Here is a 17,942-nt window from a genome sequence, read left to right as displayed (position 1 = left end):
GTTTCCATGAACGCATCTTATTCGGCTTCCCATGACGGATCGTCCCCGGTCTGGCACGGCACCACCATCCTGACCGTCCGCAAGGGCGGTAAAGTCGTGATCGGCGGCGACGGCCAGGTCTCGATCGGCCAGACGGTCATCAAATCCAACGCCAAAAAGGTCCGTAAACTGGGTAAAGGCGACGTGATCGGCGGCTTTGCCGGCGCCACGGCGGACGCCTTCACCCTATTCGAGCGGCTGGAAGCCAAATTGGAACAGTATCCCGGCCAATTGACCCGGGCGGCCGTCGAACTCGCCAAGGACTGGCGCACCGACCGCTATCTGCGCCGGCTGGAAGCCATGATGATCGTCGCCGACAAGGACGTCTCGCTGGTGCTCACCGGCACCGGCGACGTGCTCGAGCCGGAAGCCGGCGTGATGGCCATCGGCTCCGGCGGCAATTACGCGCTGGCGGCAGCGCGGGCGCTGGTCGACACCGACCAGGATGCCGAGACCATCGTGCGCAAATCACTCGATATCGCCGCCGATATCTGCGTCTACACCAACCGCAACGTAACGCTGGAAATGCTGGAGGCATGACCGTCGCGGGTCACAATACCCGCGCGTCGTCCGGCAGCGACCTCTCGGTCAAGCAGGGCGTAGTCATCGCGCTCGGCCTGCTCGCCCTGCAGGCGACTCTTCTTTATGCGATGGGGCGATTGCCGATCTGCGCCTGTGGCTACGTGAAGCTGTGGCATGGCGTGGTGCTGAGTTCGGAGAATTCACAGCACCTCTCCGACTGGTACACATTCTCTCACATCATCCATGGCTTCCTGTTTTACGCCGCCACCTGGCTGCTGTTTCCACGACTGTCCTGGATCGCGCGCCTGATCGTCGCCATGCTCATTGAAGGCGGCTGGGAGCTGCTGGAAAATTCGAGCTGGATCATCGAACGCTATCGCGCGGGTACGATGTCGCTGGATTATTTCGGCGACAGCATCGTCAATTCGCTGGCTGATACACTGTCGATGATCACGGGCTTCATCCTGGCGCGGAAGCTGCCGGTCGCCGCGACCGTCGCGATCGCGCTTCTGTTCGAGATTCTGGTCGGCCTGCACATTCGCGACAATCTCACTTTGAACGTGATCATGTTGATTCATCCATTCGAAGCGATCCGAACCTGGCAGGCCGGCCCACCCATTATCTGATCCGCTTGTCCCCACGCCCTTCTCAACTTACGTAGAGTGACATGACCGACTTTTCTCCCCGCGAAATCGTAAGCGAACTCGACCGGTTCATCGTCGGCCAGCACGACGCCAAGCGCGCGGTATCGATCGCGCTGCGCAATCGTTGGCGGCGCCTGCAACTGACCGGATCGCTCCGCGAGGAAGTGCTGCCAAAGAACATCCTGATGATCGGCCCCACCGGCGTCGGCAAGACCGAGATCGCACGGCGGCTGGCGAAGCTCGCTGGCGCGCCGTTCATCAAGGTCGAAGCGACCAAGTTCACTGAGGTCGGCTATGTCGGCCGCGACGTCGAGCAGATCATCAGGGACCTCGTCGAGGTCGCGATCTCGCTAACCCGCGAGCGCAAGCGCAAGGACGTCCAGGCACGCGCTCAGCTCGCCGCCGAGGATCGCGTGGTCGACGCGCTGGTCGGCGCCACCGCGAGCGCAGCAACGAAAGAGTCGTTCCGCAAGAAACTTCGCACCGGCGAGCTCAACGACAAGGAAATCGAGATCGAGGTTCAGTCCTCCGGCGGCCCCTCGATGTTCGAAATCCCGGGCATGCCCGGCGCGCAGATGGGCGCAATTTCCATCGGCGATATCTTCGGCAAGATGGGGAAGGGCACCAAGACGCGCCGCCTCCGGGTAGAAGATGCGCATGAGCCATTGGTGAATGAGGAAGCCGACAAGCTGCTTGACAGCGACGCACTCGTGCAGGAATCGATTTCAGTGGTCGAGAACAACGGCATCGTGTTTCTCGACGAGATCGACAAGATCTGCGTGCGCGACGGCCGCAGCGGCGGCGAAGTCTCGCGCGAAGGTGTACAGCGCGACCTGCTGCCGCTGATCGAAGGCACCACCGTCTCCACCAAGCACGGCGCGGTGAAGACCGACCACATCCTGTTCATCGCATCCGGTGCATTCCATATCGCCAAGCCGAGCGATCTCTTGCCGGAATTGCAGGGCCGCCTGCCGATCCGCGTCGAGCTCAATGCGCTGACCCGCGACGACATGCGCCGCATTCTCACCGAGCCGGAGGCTTCGCTGATCAAGCAATATGTGGCGCTGCTGCAGACCGAAGGCGTGACGCTGGAATTCGCCGACGATGCCATCGATGCACTGGCCGATGTTGCCGTTGCCGTGAATTCAACCGTCGAGAATATCGGCGCACGACGTTTGCAGACGGTGATGGAGCGCGTGCTCGACGAGATTTCCTTTGCGGCGCCCGATCGCAACGGCGAGACCATCCGAATAGATGCCGCCTATGTGCAGAAGCATGTGGGGGATCTCGCGAAGAATTCGGATCTGAGCCGGTTTATTTTGTGAGACGAAGCACTGACCTCGCTCCCTCGCCCCGCTCTTGCGGGGAGAGGTTAAGAACGCGCCCGCCTGATCCGCACATACAGCGCACCGGCGCCGCCGTGCCCGATATGCGCTTCCTCGAATCCCACCACCAGCGACCGAAACTCCGGCAGGCCCAGCCAGAGCGGCACCTGGCGGCGCAGGACACCGCGTTCGGATTCCGGGCCGGTCGTGCGGCCCTTGCCGGTGATAACCAGCACGAAAGTCATACCGTCATGGCTGGCGCGATGCAGGAAGGCCGACAGCGCGTGATGCGCGCGCGTCTGTGTCATTCCGTGCAGATCGATCCGTGCGTCGATGTCCTTGCGACCGCGCGAGAGCTGCGAACGTTCGCGACGGCCGAGCGGCGCCAGAGGCGGCACGAGCGGTGGGGCAGGCTTTGCGGTTTTAAGGGCTGCCGGGGGTGCCGAAGTCATCTTCTTGGGCGCCGCGACTTTCACAAGCGTTGGCGCGTCTTCCGCGGGCTCCGGCTTCACCACACGCTTTTTGCGCAGCGGCTTGACCTGTTTGGCGACCAGTTCCCACAGCACGCGCTCCTCGTCGCTCAGCACGCGGCGACGGCGCGGCGCCACGGGATCGATGAGTTGCGGTGGACGTGAACGCTTCATTGCCAGGGGAAACGGAAGAGGGACTGCGGCTGCTTCGCTGCGCGACGATACACGCGGTGCCGGGCTTTGGCACGTTTCGGTTTCACTTCCCGCTTCACTTCAGGTTTTACTTCGGGTTTTTTCTGCGACTTCGCCTCGGCTGCGACTTGAGGCGCGACCGCAGGCCGAGCCTCAGGCAATGGCACTGTCGTAGCCGCGGCTGGCTGCGATGCCGGAGCGACTGCAGTTGCGGCTGGTTTTGCAACTGGCAATGGCGTCGTCGTTGTCACGGTTGGCGCTGCGGATTTCGACGCGACCGATGTATCAGACCTGGACGTATCGGGCCTTGCTGCAGCCTTGTTGTCGATCGCGGGATTTTCGACCTTCGATACTTCCGGGGGCTTCAGCTCGGTCTGTGGAAACAGCTTTGCGATTCGCTCCGAGGGCCGCGCATCGGGCAGCGGCATGTGATGGCCGCGCGCAGAGGGATCGAGACTCTTCGGCACCAGCATCACGAAACGCGCGGGATGGCGCATCCGGCCGGCGACTCGGCCAGCTTCTGCGCCGGCCCCAAAATACAGATCGGCACGGGCCGGGCCGACAATGGCCGAGCCTGTATCCTGCGCCACCATCAAACGACGGAACGGCGTCTTTGCCGTATCCGAGTCGACAGGCAGATCGCCTTCGATGAAGAACGGTGTGCCATAGACATGCAGCGACTTGTCGACGGCGATGGATCGGCCCGGCGTCAGCGGCACGCCTTGCGCACCGACGGCTTCGTCCTTGTCGGAGAGCTGCACTTCGCGAAAGAAGACATAGGAGCGATTCTGCCGACGCAGTTCGCTCGCGGCATCCGGGTTCTCTTCCATATATTGCCGGATACGCTGCATCGACATCTGCTCGCGCGGAATGATGCCACGATCAATCAGCACGCGACCGACCGGCGTATAGCGATAGCCATTATGCGCATCGTAATTGATCCGCACCGTGCCGCCGTCTTCGAGGCGAACGCGCGCCGAGCCCTGGATCTGCGTGAACAGCAAATCGGTCTGGCTCTTCAGCCAGACGATTTCGAGCCCGCGCCCGGCGATGGCGCCGTCTTCGATCTCACCACGATCATAATAAGGCACGAGTTTGCGACGGCCAATCTTGCGGAACACATCGCCGCCATTTGGCATGCTTGCGGATGACTGGCGATAGCCGCGCACAAACAGATTCGACGGGCGGCGATAGACCGGCACGGTGTAAACGTCAGTCTTCGTGCGCGAACCGTCGATCACCGGCTCATAGTAGCCGGTGACGAAACCTTCAGGCTCGCCGAGCCGTGAGATACGCAGCGGCAGAAAATGGTCTTCGAAGAAGGCGCGCGCCTTGGCGCCATCGGAAATCTCGGCAGTTCTCGCAGCCCGGCAGGGATCGCGGAGCGTGGTGCCGAGCGCCTTCGAATCAGTTGGTGGGTTGCGTTGAGCAACAATCGGCTTGCAGCTGGTGCGAAACGCCTGGAAGGCGAGGAGGTGATCGTCCTCGCTCCAGCCGCCAATACCGGTCCAATTCACCGGCGCATATTGGCTGCCTGTGAATTCGAACGGCCATTCCCGCGGCGGATTGTGCCGCGGCACATACACAAATTGTGCAGGATCATTCTTGACGTGCTTGGCGTGACGCCGGACCCGTGCGTCTGCAGAGACAGGGACCAACGCAGCAGCAATCACGCACAGCGCGGCAAGCCGGCCGAGCCTGGCAGCGTTATTGCACGCTGCCGGTGCCAACCAGCTTCCAATTCGGATCGCGCGAAGTGATGTCGCGGGCAAAGGTCCAGACGTCGGTGATGTCGCTGACCTTGTCGGCATTGCCGTCGACCACAGCGCCGGTCTTGTCGCGCGTCACCGAAATCATCTGCGACACGAAACGTACGGTGAGCTGTGCCGCGCGATCGCGCACTTCGGCGCCGACGAGTTCGGCCTTGTCGATGGAGACGAAACGGGTCTCGGTCTTCTGCTCGTTCTTCTCGCGGTCCTTGATGACGGCGTCGAACGAGTCGAACACTTCCGATGACAGCAGATCCTTCAGCGACCGACGATCGCCATTGGCAAAGGCCAACACGATCATCTCATAGGCGCCCTTGGCGCCGGTGATGAAATGGCGCGGATCGAACGACGAATCCTGGTCGACGATGGCATCGAGACCGGCGGCGAGCGGCGTGCCCGGTTCGGTGATGCCCTTCCAGCGCTCGGCGGGAGAGACGTCGGCGGCCGGTGCCGGCGCAGCCTGATCGATCGGACCGCCGGGCATCGGCACGACATTGCCTTCGGGCGGCAGAGCATCACGCGCGGCGCGGTCGAAGGGCGGACGCTCCTCGCCGGTGCGCTGTCCGAGCACGTTGCGCAGGCGGATGAAAATGAAGACCGCCAGTGCCAGGAAGATGATGGTGTAAATGTCCACGTCTTATTGCTTTCTGATCGGTGCCGGGCATGCCCGGCGGAAGACTATGCCGCCCATCGCGGTGCTGAAATCGGCTCCCACAGGGTCGGGAGATCGCGTCATGGGCGAACCTGCTCCATGTAGACATGAAACTAAGCCCAGCCAATGGCGCGCCATCGTGTCCGGCTGCGGCAAAGCGGCCTTCGCACCGGCAGCCTCGACCGCAACCGTTTCGATAAATTCTAGCGCGTTTGTCTGTCAGAGGAAATCGGATCGAACGAGGAAAACCCGCACTTTCAGTCATTTAACGTGAATTCGGGGCGAATATGACCGGTTTTGCACCTGGATGCCCAAGCGGTGGGTCAAACCAGCGATTTTCTAGCGTCCAGGTTGTGGCGTGGCATCCTTGTCGAGTGCCGCAGGCCTATGATAGCCACTCGCCGCGATCACCTCATTCGACCGTTCGTGCGGACGCCCGCGACGAACCGGTTCCACCCGCCCGGCAGCGCTTCAGGAGAATTTTCGATGGCAAACGGCAACGGCACCCCTCCGGAGCAGTCCCCCCCTCAGCTTAATGTACTGGCGCAGTACACCAAGGACCTGTCGTTCGAAAACCCGAACGCCCCAGCCTCGCTGGCACCGCAGGCCCAGCAGCCAAACATCAATATCCAGATCAATGTCGGCGCCAACAATCTCTCCGAGAGCGAATATGAAGTGACGCTGTCGGTCGAGGGCAAGGCCGAGAACGCCGGCTCGGTGCTGTTCTCTTTCGAACTGGCCTATGCCGGCGTGTTCCGCATCGTCAACGTGCCACAGGAAAACCTGCACCCGCTGGTTATGATCGAATGCCCGCGCCTACTCTTCCCGTTCGCGCGCGAAATCATCGCCACCGCGGTGCGCGATGGTGGCTTCCCGCCGCTGATGCTCGATCCCGTGGATTTCGTCGGTCTGTACCGGCAGAACCTGGAACGTCAGGCTCAAGCCGACGCTGGTCCGGCAAACTAAGTTCGGGTGCTCCAAACAATAAGCTTACGTCATGGCCGGGCTTGTCCCGGCCATTGTCGTTTTACGACGGCGTTCCCAGAAATTCGTTCCAGATTGCCTTCTCGCCCATCGTTGCGACAAAGGCGCGGTGCTCGGCGCGATCGGCTTCGGTCACGCGCGGCGCAAGTGCGATCTCGCGCTGGCGGCGCGGTGCGTCATTGATGCTGCCGGTGCGCTGCGCAGGCGCTTCGTCCGCCAGGATCAGTTGCGACTGCCGGGCGCCAATGAGGTCGATATAGACTTCCGCCAGCAATTCGGAGTCGAGCAGCGCGCCGTGCTTGGTGCGGCGGGAATTGTCGATCGCATAGCGGGCGCAGAGATCGTCGAGCTTGTTCGACACACCGGGATGCTTGCGACGCGCCAGCAGCAGCGTGTCAACGAGACGCTCGCGCGGCACCGGCGGGCGCTTGATGCGATCGAGTTCGGCATTGATGAAGCCGAGGTCGAACATGCCGTTATGAATCACCAGCGGCGAATCGCCGATGAAGGCCATGAAGTCGTCGACCACTTCGTGAAATAGCGGCTTGGTCGACAGGAACTCGGCCGACAGCCCGTGCACGTTGAATGCTTCCTGAGGCATGTCACGCTCGGGATTGACGTAGACATGGAAGGTCTGGCCGGTCGGCATCCGGTTGAAAATTTCGAGGCAACCGATTTCCACCAGCCGATCGCCCCGGAGGGGATCGAGGCCGGTTGTTTCGGTATCCATGACGATTTCGCGCATCGCAATAAGCCGGTTGTCGAATCAGGGGGCGGTTACGGTCGCCGTTGCGGCATCTTAACAGCCTCGGCGAGAATTTCACGGATCTGCTCCCGCACGGGATCCAATCCGTTCGATGTATCCACCACGAAGTCGGCGCGCTTGCGCTTTTCGGCGTCAGGCAGCTGCCGCGCCAGAATGGCGTCGAGTTTCTCGGCCGTCATACCCTCGCGCGCCAGGATGCGCTCGCGCTGCTGCTCGGGATTGGTGGACACGACGACTACCGCATCGACCCGCTTTTCTCCGCCGGTTTCATAGAGCAGGGGCACATCGACCACTACCACCGGCACACCCGACTTCTCTGCATCGTCCAGGAATTTTCTGTGATAGGCGCCGAGCAGCGGATGCACGATCTGCTCGAGCCTCTTCATCGCGGCGGCATCGTGCACCACCAGCGGCGATAGCTTCGCGCGATCGACCTTGCCATTCACGGTGGTTCCGGGAAACGCCGCCTCGATCAGCGGTGCAGCTTCGCCCTCATAGATCATGTGCACGGTGGCGTCGGCGTCATAGACCGGCACGCCGGCTTCCATGAACAACTTCGCCGTGGTGGATTTCCCCATTCCGATCGAACCGGTCAGCCCCAATACGCGCATCAATTCCTCATAAAAATCAGATCGCGATCATCTCTTCGCCCCGCAGGAAACTCAACAGCGGCAACAGCGGCAGGCCGAGAATGGTAAAGTGATCGCCTTCAATCAGCTCGAACAGATGCACACCCAGACCTTCGAGCTGATAGGCGCCGACACTCGTCGTCACCTTGTCGCCCGCAGCGTCCAGATAGGCATTGATCGCCGCATCATCCAGCTTGCGCATGGTCATATGCGCCACGGAGACATTGGAGAACAACGTCGCACCATCGCAAACGACGGCAAGCGCTGAATGCAATTCGTGGGTCCGACCGGCGAGGATCGCAAGTTGTTCGGCCGCCTGTTCGCGTCCGGCGGGTTTGCTGAACATCCGATCCCCGAGCGCCAGGATTTGATCGGCGCCAAGAACATAGCGGCCGGGATGACGCAGCGAGATAAAGGCCGCCTTCCGCTCGGCGAGCAAGGCTGCGATCTCGCCCGGCGCCTTCAACCCGGATTTCTGCTGGATGCCGCGCTCGTCGATATCCGCCGGCATCGCATCAAACGTAATGCCAGCATTCGCCAGCAACTCACGACGCGCCAAACTCTGCGACGCCAGGATCAGTGGTTGCACGCCACGCCAAATGGTCATTCGGACATCCTCTGACGCTGGCGATCGGCCAGCAGTTTCATGATGGCTGCCGCGGTTTCCTCGATGGAGCGACGTGTCACTTCCAACAAAGCCCAGCCGTATTTGGCGCTAAGCTTGCGCGCATAGGTGACTTCGTCCGTGACCGACTGGCGATCGATATAATCGTCATTGGCCGTATCGCTACCAATGCTGAGAAGCCGGTTCTGGCGAATCTGAATCAAGCGCTCCGGCGTCGCGTGCAGGCTGACCACCAGCGGATTTTTCAACGTCTCAAGCTGATGGGGAATGGGGATGCCGGGGACGAGCGGCACATTGGCCGTGCGCACACCACGATTGGCAAGATAGATCGATGTTGGTGTCTTCGATGTGCGCGAAACGCCGACCAGAACCACGTCCGCTTCTTCGAGGCCTTCCACATGCTGGCCGTCGTCATGCATCATCGAATAATTCAGCGCGTCGATACGCTTGAAATATTCGGCGTTGAGCGTGTGCTGCGCACCGACGCGGCCGGTGGTCGACGCACCAAGATAAGCCTGAAAGAGCTGCATCACTGGCCCGATGATCGACAGGCTCGGGCTGTTGATCTCCTGGCACTTGGCTTCCAACCGGCCGACGAGATCTTTTTCCAGCAGCGTGAAGAGAACAATGCCCGGCGCTTCCTCGATTTCGGAAAGCACACGATCGAGTTGCTTTTGGCTGCGGACAAGTGGGTAGACATGTTCGACCGGGGTGACGTTGGCATATTGCGCCGCGACGGCGCGGGCCACCGTGATCAACGTCTCACCGGTCGAATCGGAGACCAGATGAAGATGAAAATAGCTGCCGGTGGTGGGCACCATGATCGTGTATGTCCTGTGAATCTCTGTGGAGCTTTTCCGGGAAATCGACCATCGCCTCAGCGGGCCCGGGATAACTCGGTTTTTTCTTCACAGGGCTCATGAAGAGGAAAAGCTCTGAGGCTGCTCTGAATGATAATGGGGTTATCCGGGTTTGTCTTGGGATAATCCAGTGCACGGCGACGGTAAGCCTTTGCGCTGCATATCGAACTTGCATGCAGGCCGCTTTGGAGAAATCACGTGGCCATGTGCATAAGCGTGGGACAGTTCCGGGATTGTTTTGGGCGGCTGAAATCCACTGTCACTTAGACTCAAACCTAAGATTCTATAAATATTATTTAAGAGAAGGATGGCTTGCGGATAGTGCGGTGATCCGCTCTGTATCGGCGCGTCCTGCAACGCGGCTTTCCGGTGAAATGTTCCGGTGTCTGCACGTGCGGTGTGACGCAGTGATGCTGGAAAGAACTTTCGAATGTATGAATGGGCCAAGGCGTTGCATGTGATCGCCGTCATCTCCTGGATGGCGGGCATGCTCTATCTGCCGCGACTGTTCGTCTATCACTGCGATGCGGAGATCGGCTCGAAGCAATCCGAAACCTTTAAGGTGATGGAGCGTCGCCTGCTCAAGGCGATCATCAATCCGGCGATGATTGTCACTTGGATCCTCGGCCTGTATCTCGCCTGGGCCGGTCACTGGTTCAGCTCGGGCTGGTTTCACGCCAAACTGACGCTGGTGCTGCTGATGTCTGGCGTTCATGGCTTCCTGAGTGCCCGGGTGCGTGATTTTGCTCAGAACAAAAATACGCGGACTTCGAAATTTTATCGAATTATCAACGAGGTACCGACAATTTTGATGATCCTGATCGTCATTTTGGTGATCGTGAAGCCGTTCTAGGCCAAATTTGTCATCACAACCGCCGTTTCGGCTCCTTGCGCGACACCCTGCGATTTTCTATATTCGCGTTATCCCACCCCACGCAGGCGGATGTGGTTTGTACCGGTTTCGCTTTTTGAACCGGCCACCGCATCAGGTTTGAAGCTCCTTCAGCACCTTCCTCGCTCAAGACTTCCTGGCCAGAGACCTGCGGACTTTCCTGATCTTTTCCAGCGTCCGCATCCGTCTTGGCTACCTCGCGCTCCCTCCCCGACTTTCCACAGGATCCCTCCCAATGCGGGAAATGAAACTCCAGGACCTCAAGGCCAAGACGCCAGCCGAGCTTGTCTCGTTTGCGGAAGAGCTCGGGGTCGAAAATGCCAGCACCATGCGCAAGCAGGAGCTGATGTTCGCGAGCTTGAAGCAGCTGGCGATCAAGGAAACCGACATCATCGGCGAAGGTGTCGTCGAGGTTCTCTCCGACGGCTTCGGCTTCTTGCGGTCGCCTGATGCGAATTACCTGCCTGGCCCGGACGATATCTACGTCTCGCCCTCGCAGATCCGCCGCTTCGGCTTGCGCACTGGCGATACGGTCGAAGGCCATATCCGCAGCCCGAAGGAAGGCGAACGTTATTTCGCTTTGCTCAAGGTCAATACGCTCAACTTCGAAGATCCCGAGAAGTCGAAGCATAAGGTCAATTTCGACAACCTCACCCCGCTGTTTCCGGACCAGCGCTTCCGCCTCGAGCTGGAAGATTCGACCCGCCGCGATCTCTCCGCGCGTGTCATCGACATCGTCGCGCCGATCGGCAAGGGTCAACGCGCACTGATCGTCGCGCCGCCGCGTACGGGTAAGACCGTGCTGATGCAGAACATCGCGCATTCGATCACCGCCAACCACCCGGAATGCTATCTGATCGTTCTTCTGATCGACGAACGTCCGGAAGAAGTCACCGACATGCAGCGTTCGGTGAAGGGTGAGGTCGTCTCCTCGACCTTCGACGAACCGGCGGTGCGTCACGTTCAGGTCGCCGAAATGGTGATCGAGAAGGCCAAGCGCCTGGTCGAACATGGCCGCGACGTCGTCATCCTGCTGGATTCGATCACCCGTCTCGGCCGCGCCTACAACACCGTGGTCCCGTCGTCCGGCAAAGTGCTCACCGGCGGTGTCGACGCCAATGCGCTGCAGCGTCCGAAGCGCTTCTTCGGTGCCGCCCGTAATGTGGAAGAAGGTGGCTCGCTGACCATCATCGCCACCGCGCTGGTCGATACTGGTAGCCGTATGGACGAAGTCATTTTCGAAGAATTCAAGGGCACCGGTAACTCGGAACTCATCCTGGACCGCAAGGTCTCGGACAAGCGGACTTTCCCGGCGATCGATATCTCGCGCTCGGGCACCCGCAAGGAAGAGCTCATCACCGATCCGCAGCTCCTCAAGAAGATGTATGTGCTCCGCCGCATTCTCAATCCGATGGGCACGATGGACGCTATCGACTTCCTGCTCGACAAGCTCCGCAACACGAAGAACAACTCGGAATTCTTCGATTCGATGAATACGTAAGTTTCGGGGCTGTTCGAGCGAACAGCTGCAGGACTGCAAAATGCGCCGTTGCGAAAGCAGCGGCGTTTTTTTGTGTCGGTTCTTTGTACTGGCCGTTGACCGTCATTCCGGGATGTACGGAGGTCGGCGAAGTCGGCCGAAGTACAGACCCTGAATCCCGGATTGTTTTAAACATCTCGGGATTCTGGGTTCAGAATCCCCATTGCATCGCATCGCCCCCGTCGGCAAATAGGCGATGCATCCACGCGACCAGACGATCTACGCTTTGTCCTCCGGGCGCCCGCCGACGGCGATTGCGATTGTCCGCGTGTCAGGTCCTCAGGCAGGTGAGGCGCTGACGCGTTTGGCAAGGAAGCTGCCGGCGCCGCGGATGGCCACCCATGTTCTCCTCTCGGATGACCGGCTCGGCCCGATCGACGATGCGGTGGTGCTGTGGTTTCCGGGGCCAGCAAGCGCGACCGGCGAGGACATTGCCGAGTTTCATATCCACGGCGGGCGCGCGGTATTGGCTTCTTTGTTTGAGGCCCTGGGCGCCATCGACGACTTGCGGCCGGCGGAGCCCGGCGAATTCACGCGCCGCTCGTTTGAGAACGGCAAGCTCGACCTGACCGAGGCGGAAGGTCTCGACGATCTGATTCACGCCGATACCGACCGACAGCGGCGTCAGGCGCTGCGGCAACTCAGGGGACTGCTCGGCGAGAAGGCGCGCAACTGGCGACAGCAGATCATCGAGGCGCTGGCTCTGGTCGAAGTCGGTATCGATTTTTCCGACGAGGGCGACGTATCCGCCGAATTGCTGGCGCCGGCTTTGGCGAAAGCATCGGCGCTGCATCGGGAGATTGAGGACGTGCTGGCGGCGCAGGGTCGAAGCGAGCGGTTGCGTGACGGTCTGGTGGTGGCGATCGCCGGCCAGCCCAATGTCGGCAAATCGACGCTGATGAATCAGCTCGCCCGGCGCGACGTGGCAATTGTTTCACCGCATGCCGGCACCACCCGGGACGTTATCGAGGTGCAGCTCAACCTCGACGGTTATCCGGTAACTATCATCGACACCGCCGGCATTCGGGAGACGGCCGATCCGGTGGAGGGGGAGGGCGTGCGCCGGGCGCGGGCTCGGGCGGCCGAAGCGGATCTGGTGCTGTGGCTGGTGGACTCCAGCGCAGGGGCATCTCATCCAGAGCAATGGCTGGCGGAATCTGAGACGCCGGTCTGGGTGGTCCGGAACAAGGTCGATCTGATCCAGACTGCGTCGGCCGGGCCAGACTTGTTGATCGCCATCTCAGCAGAGCGTGGCGATGGCCTCGCACAACTGTTGGCCCTGCTGGTCGATTTCGCCGGTCGGTACTTCGGGAGCGGTGAGGCCGGGCTGATTACCCGGGAGCGGCAACGTCTTTTGCTGCGCAGCACGTCGGATTTGCTGCAGCATGCTGCAGCATCGGCTGAACAAGGCGAAGAATTCGTTGCCGAGGATATGCGTGCTGCATCGCAGCAATTAGGACGGTTGCTTGGGCGTGTCGATGTAGAGGACATCCTGGATAGCATCTTCCGGGATTTTTGTATAGGTAAGTAATATTTCTTTGTTCATTTTTAATGAAATGAATATTGAATCAACCCGGGCGTGGAACTTTCGGTAAAAGCATAGAGATTTCAACCATCATTGCGAGCGGAGCGAAGCAATCCAGAAGGCCGGGTAGCTGATTTGCAGAAGACAGGACTCTCGCAATGATGGCCGAAGAAGAATGTGTTTCACGTGAAACAGTCCGGCCTCCATTCTTCCAAAGACACTGTTGTTTCACGTGAAACGCTGCCTGTGGATTTCTCTTCAATCCCGGCGGCACCCGCGCTAGAAGCTGCGGCCATGCAGGACAAGTTCGACGTCATCGTAATCGGGGGAGGCCATGCCGGCTGCGAGGCCGCGGCTGGTGCTGCGCGTATGGGCGCGCAGACTGCACTGGTCACGCACAAGTTTGCGACCATTGGGGCGATGTCTTGCAACCCCGCCATCGGTGGGCTGGGCAAGGGCCATCTCGTTCGCGAGGTCGATGCGCTGGACGGGTTGATGGGGCGCGTCGCCGATGCCGGCGGCATCCAGTTCCGCATGCTCAATCGCAAGAAGGGCCCGGCCGTCCGCGGCCCGCGCACCCAGGCGGACCGCAAGCTTTACGCTGCAGCGATGCAGGCGGCGATCGTGGCGACCGAGAATCTGAGCGTGATCGAGGGCGAAGCCGACGATTTGCTCACGGCCAATGGTCGAGTCACCGGCATCCGTCTGGCCGACGGCCGCGAACTCTCCGCCGGATCGGTGGTCATCACCACTGGGACCTTTCTGCGCGGCCTGATCCATCTCGGAGAGAAGAACTGGCCCGCTGGCCGGATCGATGAAGCTCCCGCACTCGGCCTGTCCAAGGCGTTCGAGCGCGTCGGTTTTACCCTCGGACGGCTCAAAACCGGCACGCCACCGCGGCTCGATGGGACCACCATCGACTGGGCCGGGGTCGAGATGCAGTCCGCCGACGATCCGCCGGAGCCGTTCTCGGTCATGACCGAGCGGATCACCAATCCGCAGATTCAGTGCGGCATCACGCGCACTACACAGGCGACCCATGAGGTGATCCGGGCCAATGTGCATCGCTCGCCGATGTATTCCGGCCAGATCAAGAGCTCAGGGCCGCGCTATTGCCCGTCCATCGAGGACAAGATCGTCCGCTTTGGCGATCGCGATGGTCACCAGATCTTCCTGGAGCCGGAAGGCCTCGATGACTCCACGGTCTATCCGAACGGCATCTCTACCTCACTGCCCGAGGAGGTTCAGGCTGCGATCCTGGCCTCGATCCCCGGTCTCGAGCGGGTCCGAATGGCCCGCCCGGGTTATGCGATCGAATATGACCACGTCGATCCCCGCGAACTCGATCCGACGCTGCAGACCAAGCGCGTCCCTGGCCTGTTTCTGGCCGGGCAGATCAATGGCACCACAGGATACGAAGAAGCCGCCGCCCAGGGTCTCGTCGCCGGTCTGAATGCGGCTTTGGTGGCGAGCGGTAGCCAGTTGACCGTATTCGATCGCGCCGATGGCTATCTCGGCGTGATGATCGACGATCTGGTCACCCGCGGGATTACCGAGCCCTATCGGATGTTCACTTCGCGGGCCGAATATCGTCTCACGCTGCGTGCCGACAATGCCGATCAGCGCCTGACCGACAAGGGTATCAGCCTGGGATGTGTCGGCAGCGCTCGTTCGGTCCGGCATGGCGCCAAGATGGAAGCCCTCACCGTCGGTAAGACGCTCACGCAGGCGCTTTCGATCACTCCTAACGGGGCGGCGAAGCATGGTCTGGTGCTCAATCACGACGGTCAGCGTCGCTCTGCCTTCGATCTCCTCTCCTACCCCGAGACCGAATGGGCCACTGTAACCCGGATCTGGCCAGAATTATCGGCCATTGACCCAGCGATCGGCACCCATATCGAGATCGATGCCAAATATGATGTCTATCTGAAGCGTCAGACCGCGGATGTGGAAGCTTTTCGCCGTGACGAGGGTCTCTCGCTGGTGGATGTCGACTATGATGCGGTCCCCGGACTGTCCAATGAGGCCCGGGCCAAGCTCAAGGCCGCGCTTCCGCACACGGTGGGGCAGGCGGGACGTCTGGATGGTATGACTCCGGCCGCATTGGCCATTCTCGCGGCCTATCTCCGCCGCGAAGCACGGAAGCCGAAGGCTGCTTTGGCCTAATTGGTTGTTTCACGTGAAACAGAAGCCGAAATCAGCGCGGCTCCGTTGAAGATGGCTTCACTGGCCGGCGGGGCCAGAAGGCAACAGCTGCGACGGCGACTGTAAAGAGAACCACGGCGACGATCGTCTGGACCGCGTCGAAATTGAGTGCATCACGCGAGACGAATAGCGCAGTGATGGGTGCTGCCAGCATCAGGAAAAGCCGTACGATCACACTCATGGTCATCTGCCTCCAACGATGATTCATTGGAGGCCGGACTCGTCCTGCTCGCATTGATCCTGGTCAACTCACTGTCCTGAATCCTCTAGACTGCAAACTCTTGCGCCCTCAGGACGGCATTCAGCTGGTCATCAGAGGTGTTGAACTTAGCGACGACAGGTCGGCCTCTGGCCGACCATTGATAGAGCGCGAAGTCATCGGCATCGCGAAAATGCTCCCAGAGCAGGGTGGCTACGGAAGATCTATCCGTGGCACAACAGACGATATCGATGTCGCTGCCGGGTCTGGCCACGCCAAGCGGAAGTGTGCCGACCACATGCGGATCGAACGGCGCCAGGATCCTGAGCAGATTAGTTCGCCGCAGAGCCTCCTGATAGGTCGGTCGCTCGGTCATCGCGTGCTTTTCGTCCCGATTTGCCGCTGCCGCTCCGCAATTCGATAGCTGGAAAAATGGACTCAGAGTATGGATGGGTCCCAACAGCTTTACAGACAATCCAATGGCTCAACGATCCCAACAAGCGGCGCCGGCACCCCGGCTCGATGCCGATAAAGCTGCGGCCTTGCGGCTGACCCCTGTTTCACGTGAAACGGAAGACAGGCTCGATCGCTATGTCGACCTGTTGCTGCAGTGGCAGGCCAAGACAAATCTGATTTCGCCGGCCACGCTTCCAAATCTCTGGACGCGCCATATCTCGGATTCGCTGCAGCTTCTGAACCTCGCGCCGGATGCAAAGATCTGGCTGGACTTCGGCAGCGGCGGAGGTTTTCCAGGCGTGGTTCTGGCCTGTGCCATGGGTGACGTCGCAGGTGGGCATGTTCATCTCGTCGAGCGCAACGCCAAGAAGGCGGCGTTCCTGCGCGAAGCGTTACGTGTGACGCAAGCCCCCGGCACGATTCATCTGGCTGACATCGGGGATAATGTGGATAGATTTCCCGAGCATGTCGATTGCATCACCGCGCGTGCCGTTGCCTCGTTACATATCGTCATCGGTTTCGCCGAGCCTCTGATGAAGCCGGGCACAAAAGCCTTATTTCTCAAGGGTCAAGATGTAGAATCGGAATTGACCGAAGCTACTAGATATTGGAATATAAGCCCGCGCCTGCATGCCAGCCTGACCGGCGGACAAGGCTGGATCGTCGAACTCGACCGGATCGAGCGACTGACCCCGTCCGCAAACCAAGATGGCCACACCAATGACCGTAATTGATCAGCAATATCAAGAGCATACGTCAAATGCGGTGCCTGGCCATCCGCGCATCCTGGCGCTGGCCAACCAGAAGGGCGGCGTCGGCAAGACGACGACTGCGATTAATCTCGGCACCGCACTCGCCGCGATCGGCGAGCGCGTGTTGATCGTCGATCTCGATCCGCAGGGCAATGCATCTACCGGTCTCGGCATCGATCGTCGCAATCGCAACTGCTCGACCTATGACGTTCTGATCGGCGAAGCACCACTGCGCGATGCGGTCGTCGTCACCGCCGTGCCGCGTCTGCACATAGCCGCCTCGACCATGGATCTGTCGGGCCTTGAGCTTGAACTCGGTTCGGCCCGCGACCGCGCCTTCCGGCTGCGCGATGCGATCGGCGAATTGAACAACAATGTCTCGCCAGGCTCCGACTATACTTACGTGCTGATCGATTGCCCGCCATCGCTCAACCTTCTCACCGTCAATGCCATGGCCGCGTCGGATGCGATTCTCGTTCCGCTGCAGTGTGAGTTCTTCGCGCTCGAAGGTTTGTCTCAATTGTTGCAGACCGTGGAGCAGGTACGCTCGACGCTGAATCCGAACCTGTCGATCCATGGCATCGTGCTGACCATGTTCGACTCGCGCAACAACCTGTCAAACCAGGTCGTCGCCGACGTACGCGAATTCATGGGCAGTAAGGTCTATGAGACCATGATTCCGCGCAACGTCCGCATTTCGGAAGCGCCGTCCTACGGCAAGCCGGTGCTGGTCTATGACCTGAAGTGCTCGGGCTCTGAAGCCTATCTGCGGCTCGCGACCGAAGTGATCCAGCGCGAGCGCGACCTGCGCACCGCTCACTGAGCAAGTAGGGTGGGCAAAGCACAGCGTGCCCACCACAGCGGATCGCAAACGATAATGGCAGGCACGGCGCAAG

19 protein-coding genes are annotated in these 17,942 nt (G+C 60.5%); 10 read left to right on the top strand and 9 right to left on the bottom strand.

Features of this window, described 5'->3' with window-relative positions; all coding sequences use genetic code 11:
• Window positions 1–6 precede the first annotated feature (6 nt).
• Genes hslV through hslU form a run of 3 tightly spaced genes read left to right on the top strand, consistent with a single transcriptional unit; the run spans window position 7 to window position 2,530 of the window.
• Complete coding sequence (hslV, locus tag AB7828_RS21265; RefSeq protein WP_068730238.1) at window positions 7–579, top strand: ATP-dependent protease subunit HslV; 573 nt, start codon at window positions 7–9, stop codon at window positions 577–579.
• Complete coding sequence (locus tag AB7828_RS21260) at window positions 576–1,187, top strand: DUF2585 domain-containing protein (RefSeq protein WP_441231086.1); 612 nt, start codon at window positions 576–578, stop codon at window positions 1,185–1,187. The genes hslV and AB7828_RS21260 overlap by 4 nt, the downstream gene beginning before the upstream one ends.
• Window positions 1,188–1,228: 41 nt before the next feature.
• Window positions 1,229–2,530 (top strand): ATP-dependent protease ATPase subunit HslU, encoded by a 1,302-nt coding sequence (hslU, locus tag AB7828_RS21255; RefSeq protein WP_441231085.1) that lies wholly within the window; start codon window positions 1,229–1,231, stop codon window positions 2,528–2,530.
• 47 nt (window positions 2,531–2,577) lie between these two features.
• On the opposite strand, the gene AB7828_RS21250 is transcribed toward hslU, so the two are convergent.
• From AB7828_RS21250 to AB7828_RS21240, 3 genes are read right to left on the bottom strand one after another with little or no spacing between them, the layout of a single operon-like run.
• Window positions 2,578–3,174, bottom strand: a complete 597-nt coding sequence (locus AB7828_RS21250; protein WP_441231084.1) for a Smr/MutS family protein — start codon at window positions 3,172–3,174, stop codon at window positions 2,578–2,580.
• Window positions 3,171–4,922, bottom strand: a complete 1,752-nt coding sequence (locus AB7828_RS21245) for an MltA domain-containing protein (RefSeq protein ID WP_441231083.1) — start codon at window positions 4,920–4,922, stop codon at window positions 3,171–3,173. Before AB7828_RS21245 ends, AB7828_RS21250 begins: the two co-directional genes overlap by 4 nt.
• Complete coding sequence (locus AB7828_RS21240) at window positions 4,900–5,595, bottom strand: Tim44/TimA family putative adaptor protein (RefSeq protein ID WP_068730234.1); 696 nt, start codon at window positions 5,593–5,595, stop codon at window positions 4,900–4,902. The genes AB7828_RS21245 and AB7828_RS21240 overlap by 23 nt, the downstream gene beginning before the upstream one ends.
• A 504-nt stretch (window positions 5,596–6,099) precedes the next feature.
• On the opposite strand from AB7828_RS21240, the gene secB reads away from it, so the two are divergent.
• Window positions 6,100–6,579 (top strand): protein-export chaperone SecB, encoded by a 480-nt coding sequence (gene secB / locus AB7828_RS21235; protein WP_068730233.1) that lies wholly within the window; start codon window positions 6,100–6,102, stop codon window positions 6,577–6,579.
• A 61-nt stretch (window positions 6,580–6,640) separates the two neighbouring features.
• Here the strand turns inward: secB and dnaQ are convergent, their stop codons facing one another.
• From dnaQ to AB7828_RS21215, 4 genes are read right to left on the bottom strand one after another with little or no spacing between them, the layout of a single operon-like run.
• Window positions 6,641–7,342 carry a DNA polymerase III subunit epsilon gene (dnaQ, locus tag AB7828_RS21230; protein WP_089263111.1) on the bottom strand — a complete coding sequence of 234 codons (702 nt, stop codon included), beginning with the start codon at window positions 7,340–7,342 and terminating at the stop codon, window positions 6,641–6,643.
• A 32-nt stretch (window positions 7,343–7,374) separates the two neighbouring features.
• The gene (coaE, locus tag AB7828_RS21225) at window positions 7,375–7,974 is read right to left on the bottom strand and encodes a dephospho-CoA kinase (protein ID WP_184512508.1); all 600 of its coding nucleotides are present in this window, start codon (window positions 7,972–7,974) and stop codon (window positions 7,375–7,377) included.
• Window positions 7,975–7,990: 16 nt separating this feature from the next.
• Complete coding sequence (locus AB7828_RS21220) at window positions 7,991–8,599, bottom strand: Maf family protein (protein ID WP_309941539.1); 609 nt, start codon at window positions 8,597–8,599, stop codon at window positions 7,991–7,993.
• Window positions 8,596–9,435, bottom strand: coding sequence for a pyruvate, water dikinase regulatory protein (locus tag AB7828_RS21215; protein WP_089263669.1), 840 nt, complete (start codon window positions 9,433–9,435; stop codon window positions 8,596–8,598). The genes AB7828_RS21220 and AB7828_RS21215 overlap by 4 nt, the downstream gene beginning before the upstream one ends.
• 472 nt (window positions 9,436–9,907) lie before the next feature.
• Between AB7828_RS21215 and hemJ the strand changes: the two genes are divergently transcribed.
• The 4 genes from hemJ to mnmG all read left to right on the top strand — a co-directional run bounded on the left by hemJ (window position 9,908) and on the right by mnmG (window position 15,600).
• Window positions 9,908–10,330 (top strand): protoporphyrinogen oxidase HemJ, encoded by a 423-nt coding sequence (gene hemJ, locus AB7828_RS21210; RefSeq protein ID WP_439065423.1) that lies wholly within the window; start codon window positions 9,908–9,910, stop codon window positions 10,328–10,330.
• A gap of 274 nt (window positions 10,331–10,604) precedes the next feature.
• Window positions 10,605–11,870, top strand: coding sequence for a transcription termination factor Rho (rho, locus tag AB7828_RS21205; protein WP_068730228.1), 1,266 nt, complete (start codon window positions 10,605–10,607; stop codon window positions 11,868–11,870).
• 235 nt (window positions 11,871–12,105) lie between these two features.
• On the top strand, window positions 12,106–13,440 hold the full coding sequence (mnmE, locus tag AB7828_RS21200; protein ID WP_441231082.1) for a tRNA uridine-5-carboxymethylaminomethyl(34) synthesis GTPase MnmE: 1,335 nt from the start codon (window positions 12,106–12,108) through the stop codon (window positions 13,438–13,440).
• A 288-nt stretch (window positions 13,441–13,728) separates the two neighbouring features.
• The gene (gene mnmG / locus AB7828_RS21195; RefSeq protein ID WP_441231081.1) at window positions 13,729–15,600 is read left to right on the top strand and encodes a tRNA uridine-5-carboxymethylaminomethyl(34) synthesis enzyme MnmG; all 1,872 of its coding nucleotides are present in this window, start codon (window positions 13,729–13,731) and stop codon (window positions 15,598–15,600) included.
• Between the two features lie 31 nt (window positions 15,601–15,631).
• Here the strand turns inward: mnmG and AB7828_RS21190 are convergent, their stop codons facing one another.
• Together AB7828_RS21190 and AB7828_RS21185 are read right to left on the bottom strand one after the other, a co-directional pair.
• The gene (locus tag AB7828_RS21190) at window positions 15,632–15,820 is read right to left on the bottom strand and encodes a hypothetical protein (RefSeq protein WP_309941551.1); all 189 of its coding nucleotides are present in this window, start codon (window positions 15,818–15,820) and stop codon (window positions 15,632–15,634) included.
• 85 nt (window positions 15,821–15,905) lie between these two features.
• Window positions 15,906–16,214: a DUF4269 domain-containing protein gene (locus AB7828_RS21185; RefSeq protein ID WP_441231080.1), complete on the bottom strand. Its 309-nt coding sequence runs from the start codon at window positions 16,212–16,214 to the stop codon at window positions 15,906–15,908.
• A gap of 103 nt (window positions 16,215–16,317) precedes the next feature.
• On the opposite strand from AB7828_RS21185, the gene rsmG reads away from it, so the two are divergent.
• Window positions 16,318–17,028: a 16S rRNA (guanine(527)-N(7))-methyltransferase RsmG gene (gene rsmG / locus AB7828_RS21180; RefSeq protein ID WP_309943840.1), complete on the top strand. Its 711-nt coding sequence runs from the start codon at window positions 16,318–16,320 to the stop codon at window positions 17,026–17,028.
• Window positions 17,015–17,869 (top strand): ParA family protein, encoded by an 855-nt coding sequence (locus AB7828_RS21175; RefSeq protein ID WP_309941557.1) that lies wholly within the window; start codon window positions 17,015–17,017, stop codon window positions 17,867–17,869. Before rsmG ends, AB7828_RS21175 begins: the two co-directional genes overlap by 14 nt.
• Window positions 17,870–17,942 lie beyond the last annotated feature (73 nt).

Origin of the sequence: Tardiphaga sp. 215_C5_N2_1 (genome assembly GCF_052076055.1) — a bacterium.
Classification (GTDB): Bacteria; Pseudomonadota; Alphaproteobacteria; order Rhizobiales; family Xanthobacteraceae; genus Tardiphaga; species Tardiphaga robiniae.
The sequence above is the reverse complement of the archived record's forward strand: the minus strand, read 5'-3'. Positions and strand labels throughout refer to the sequence as shown.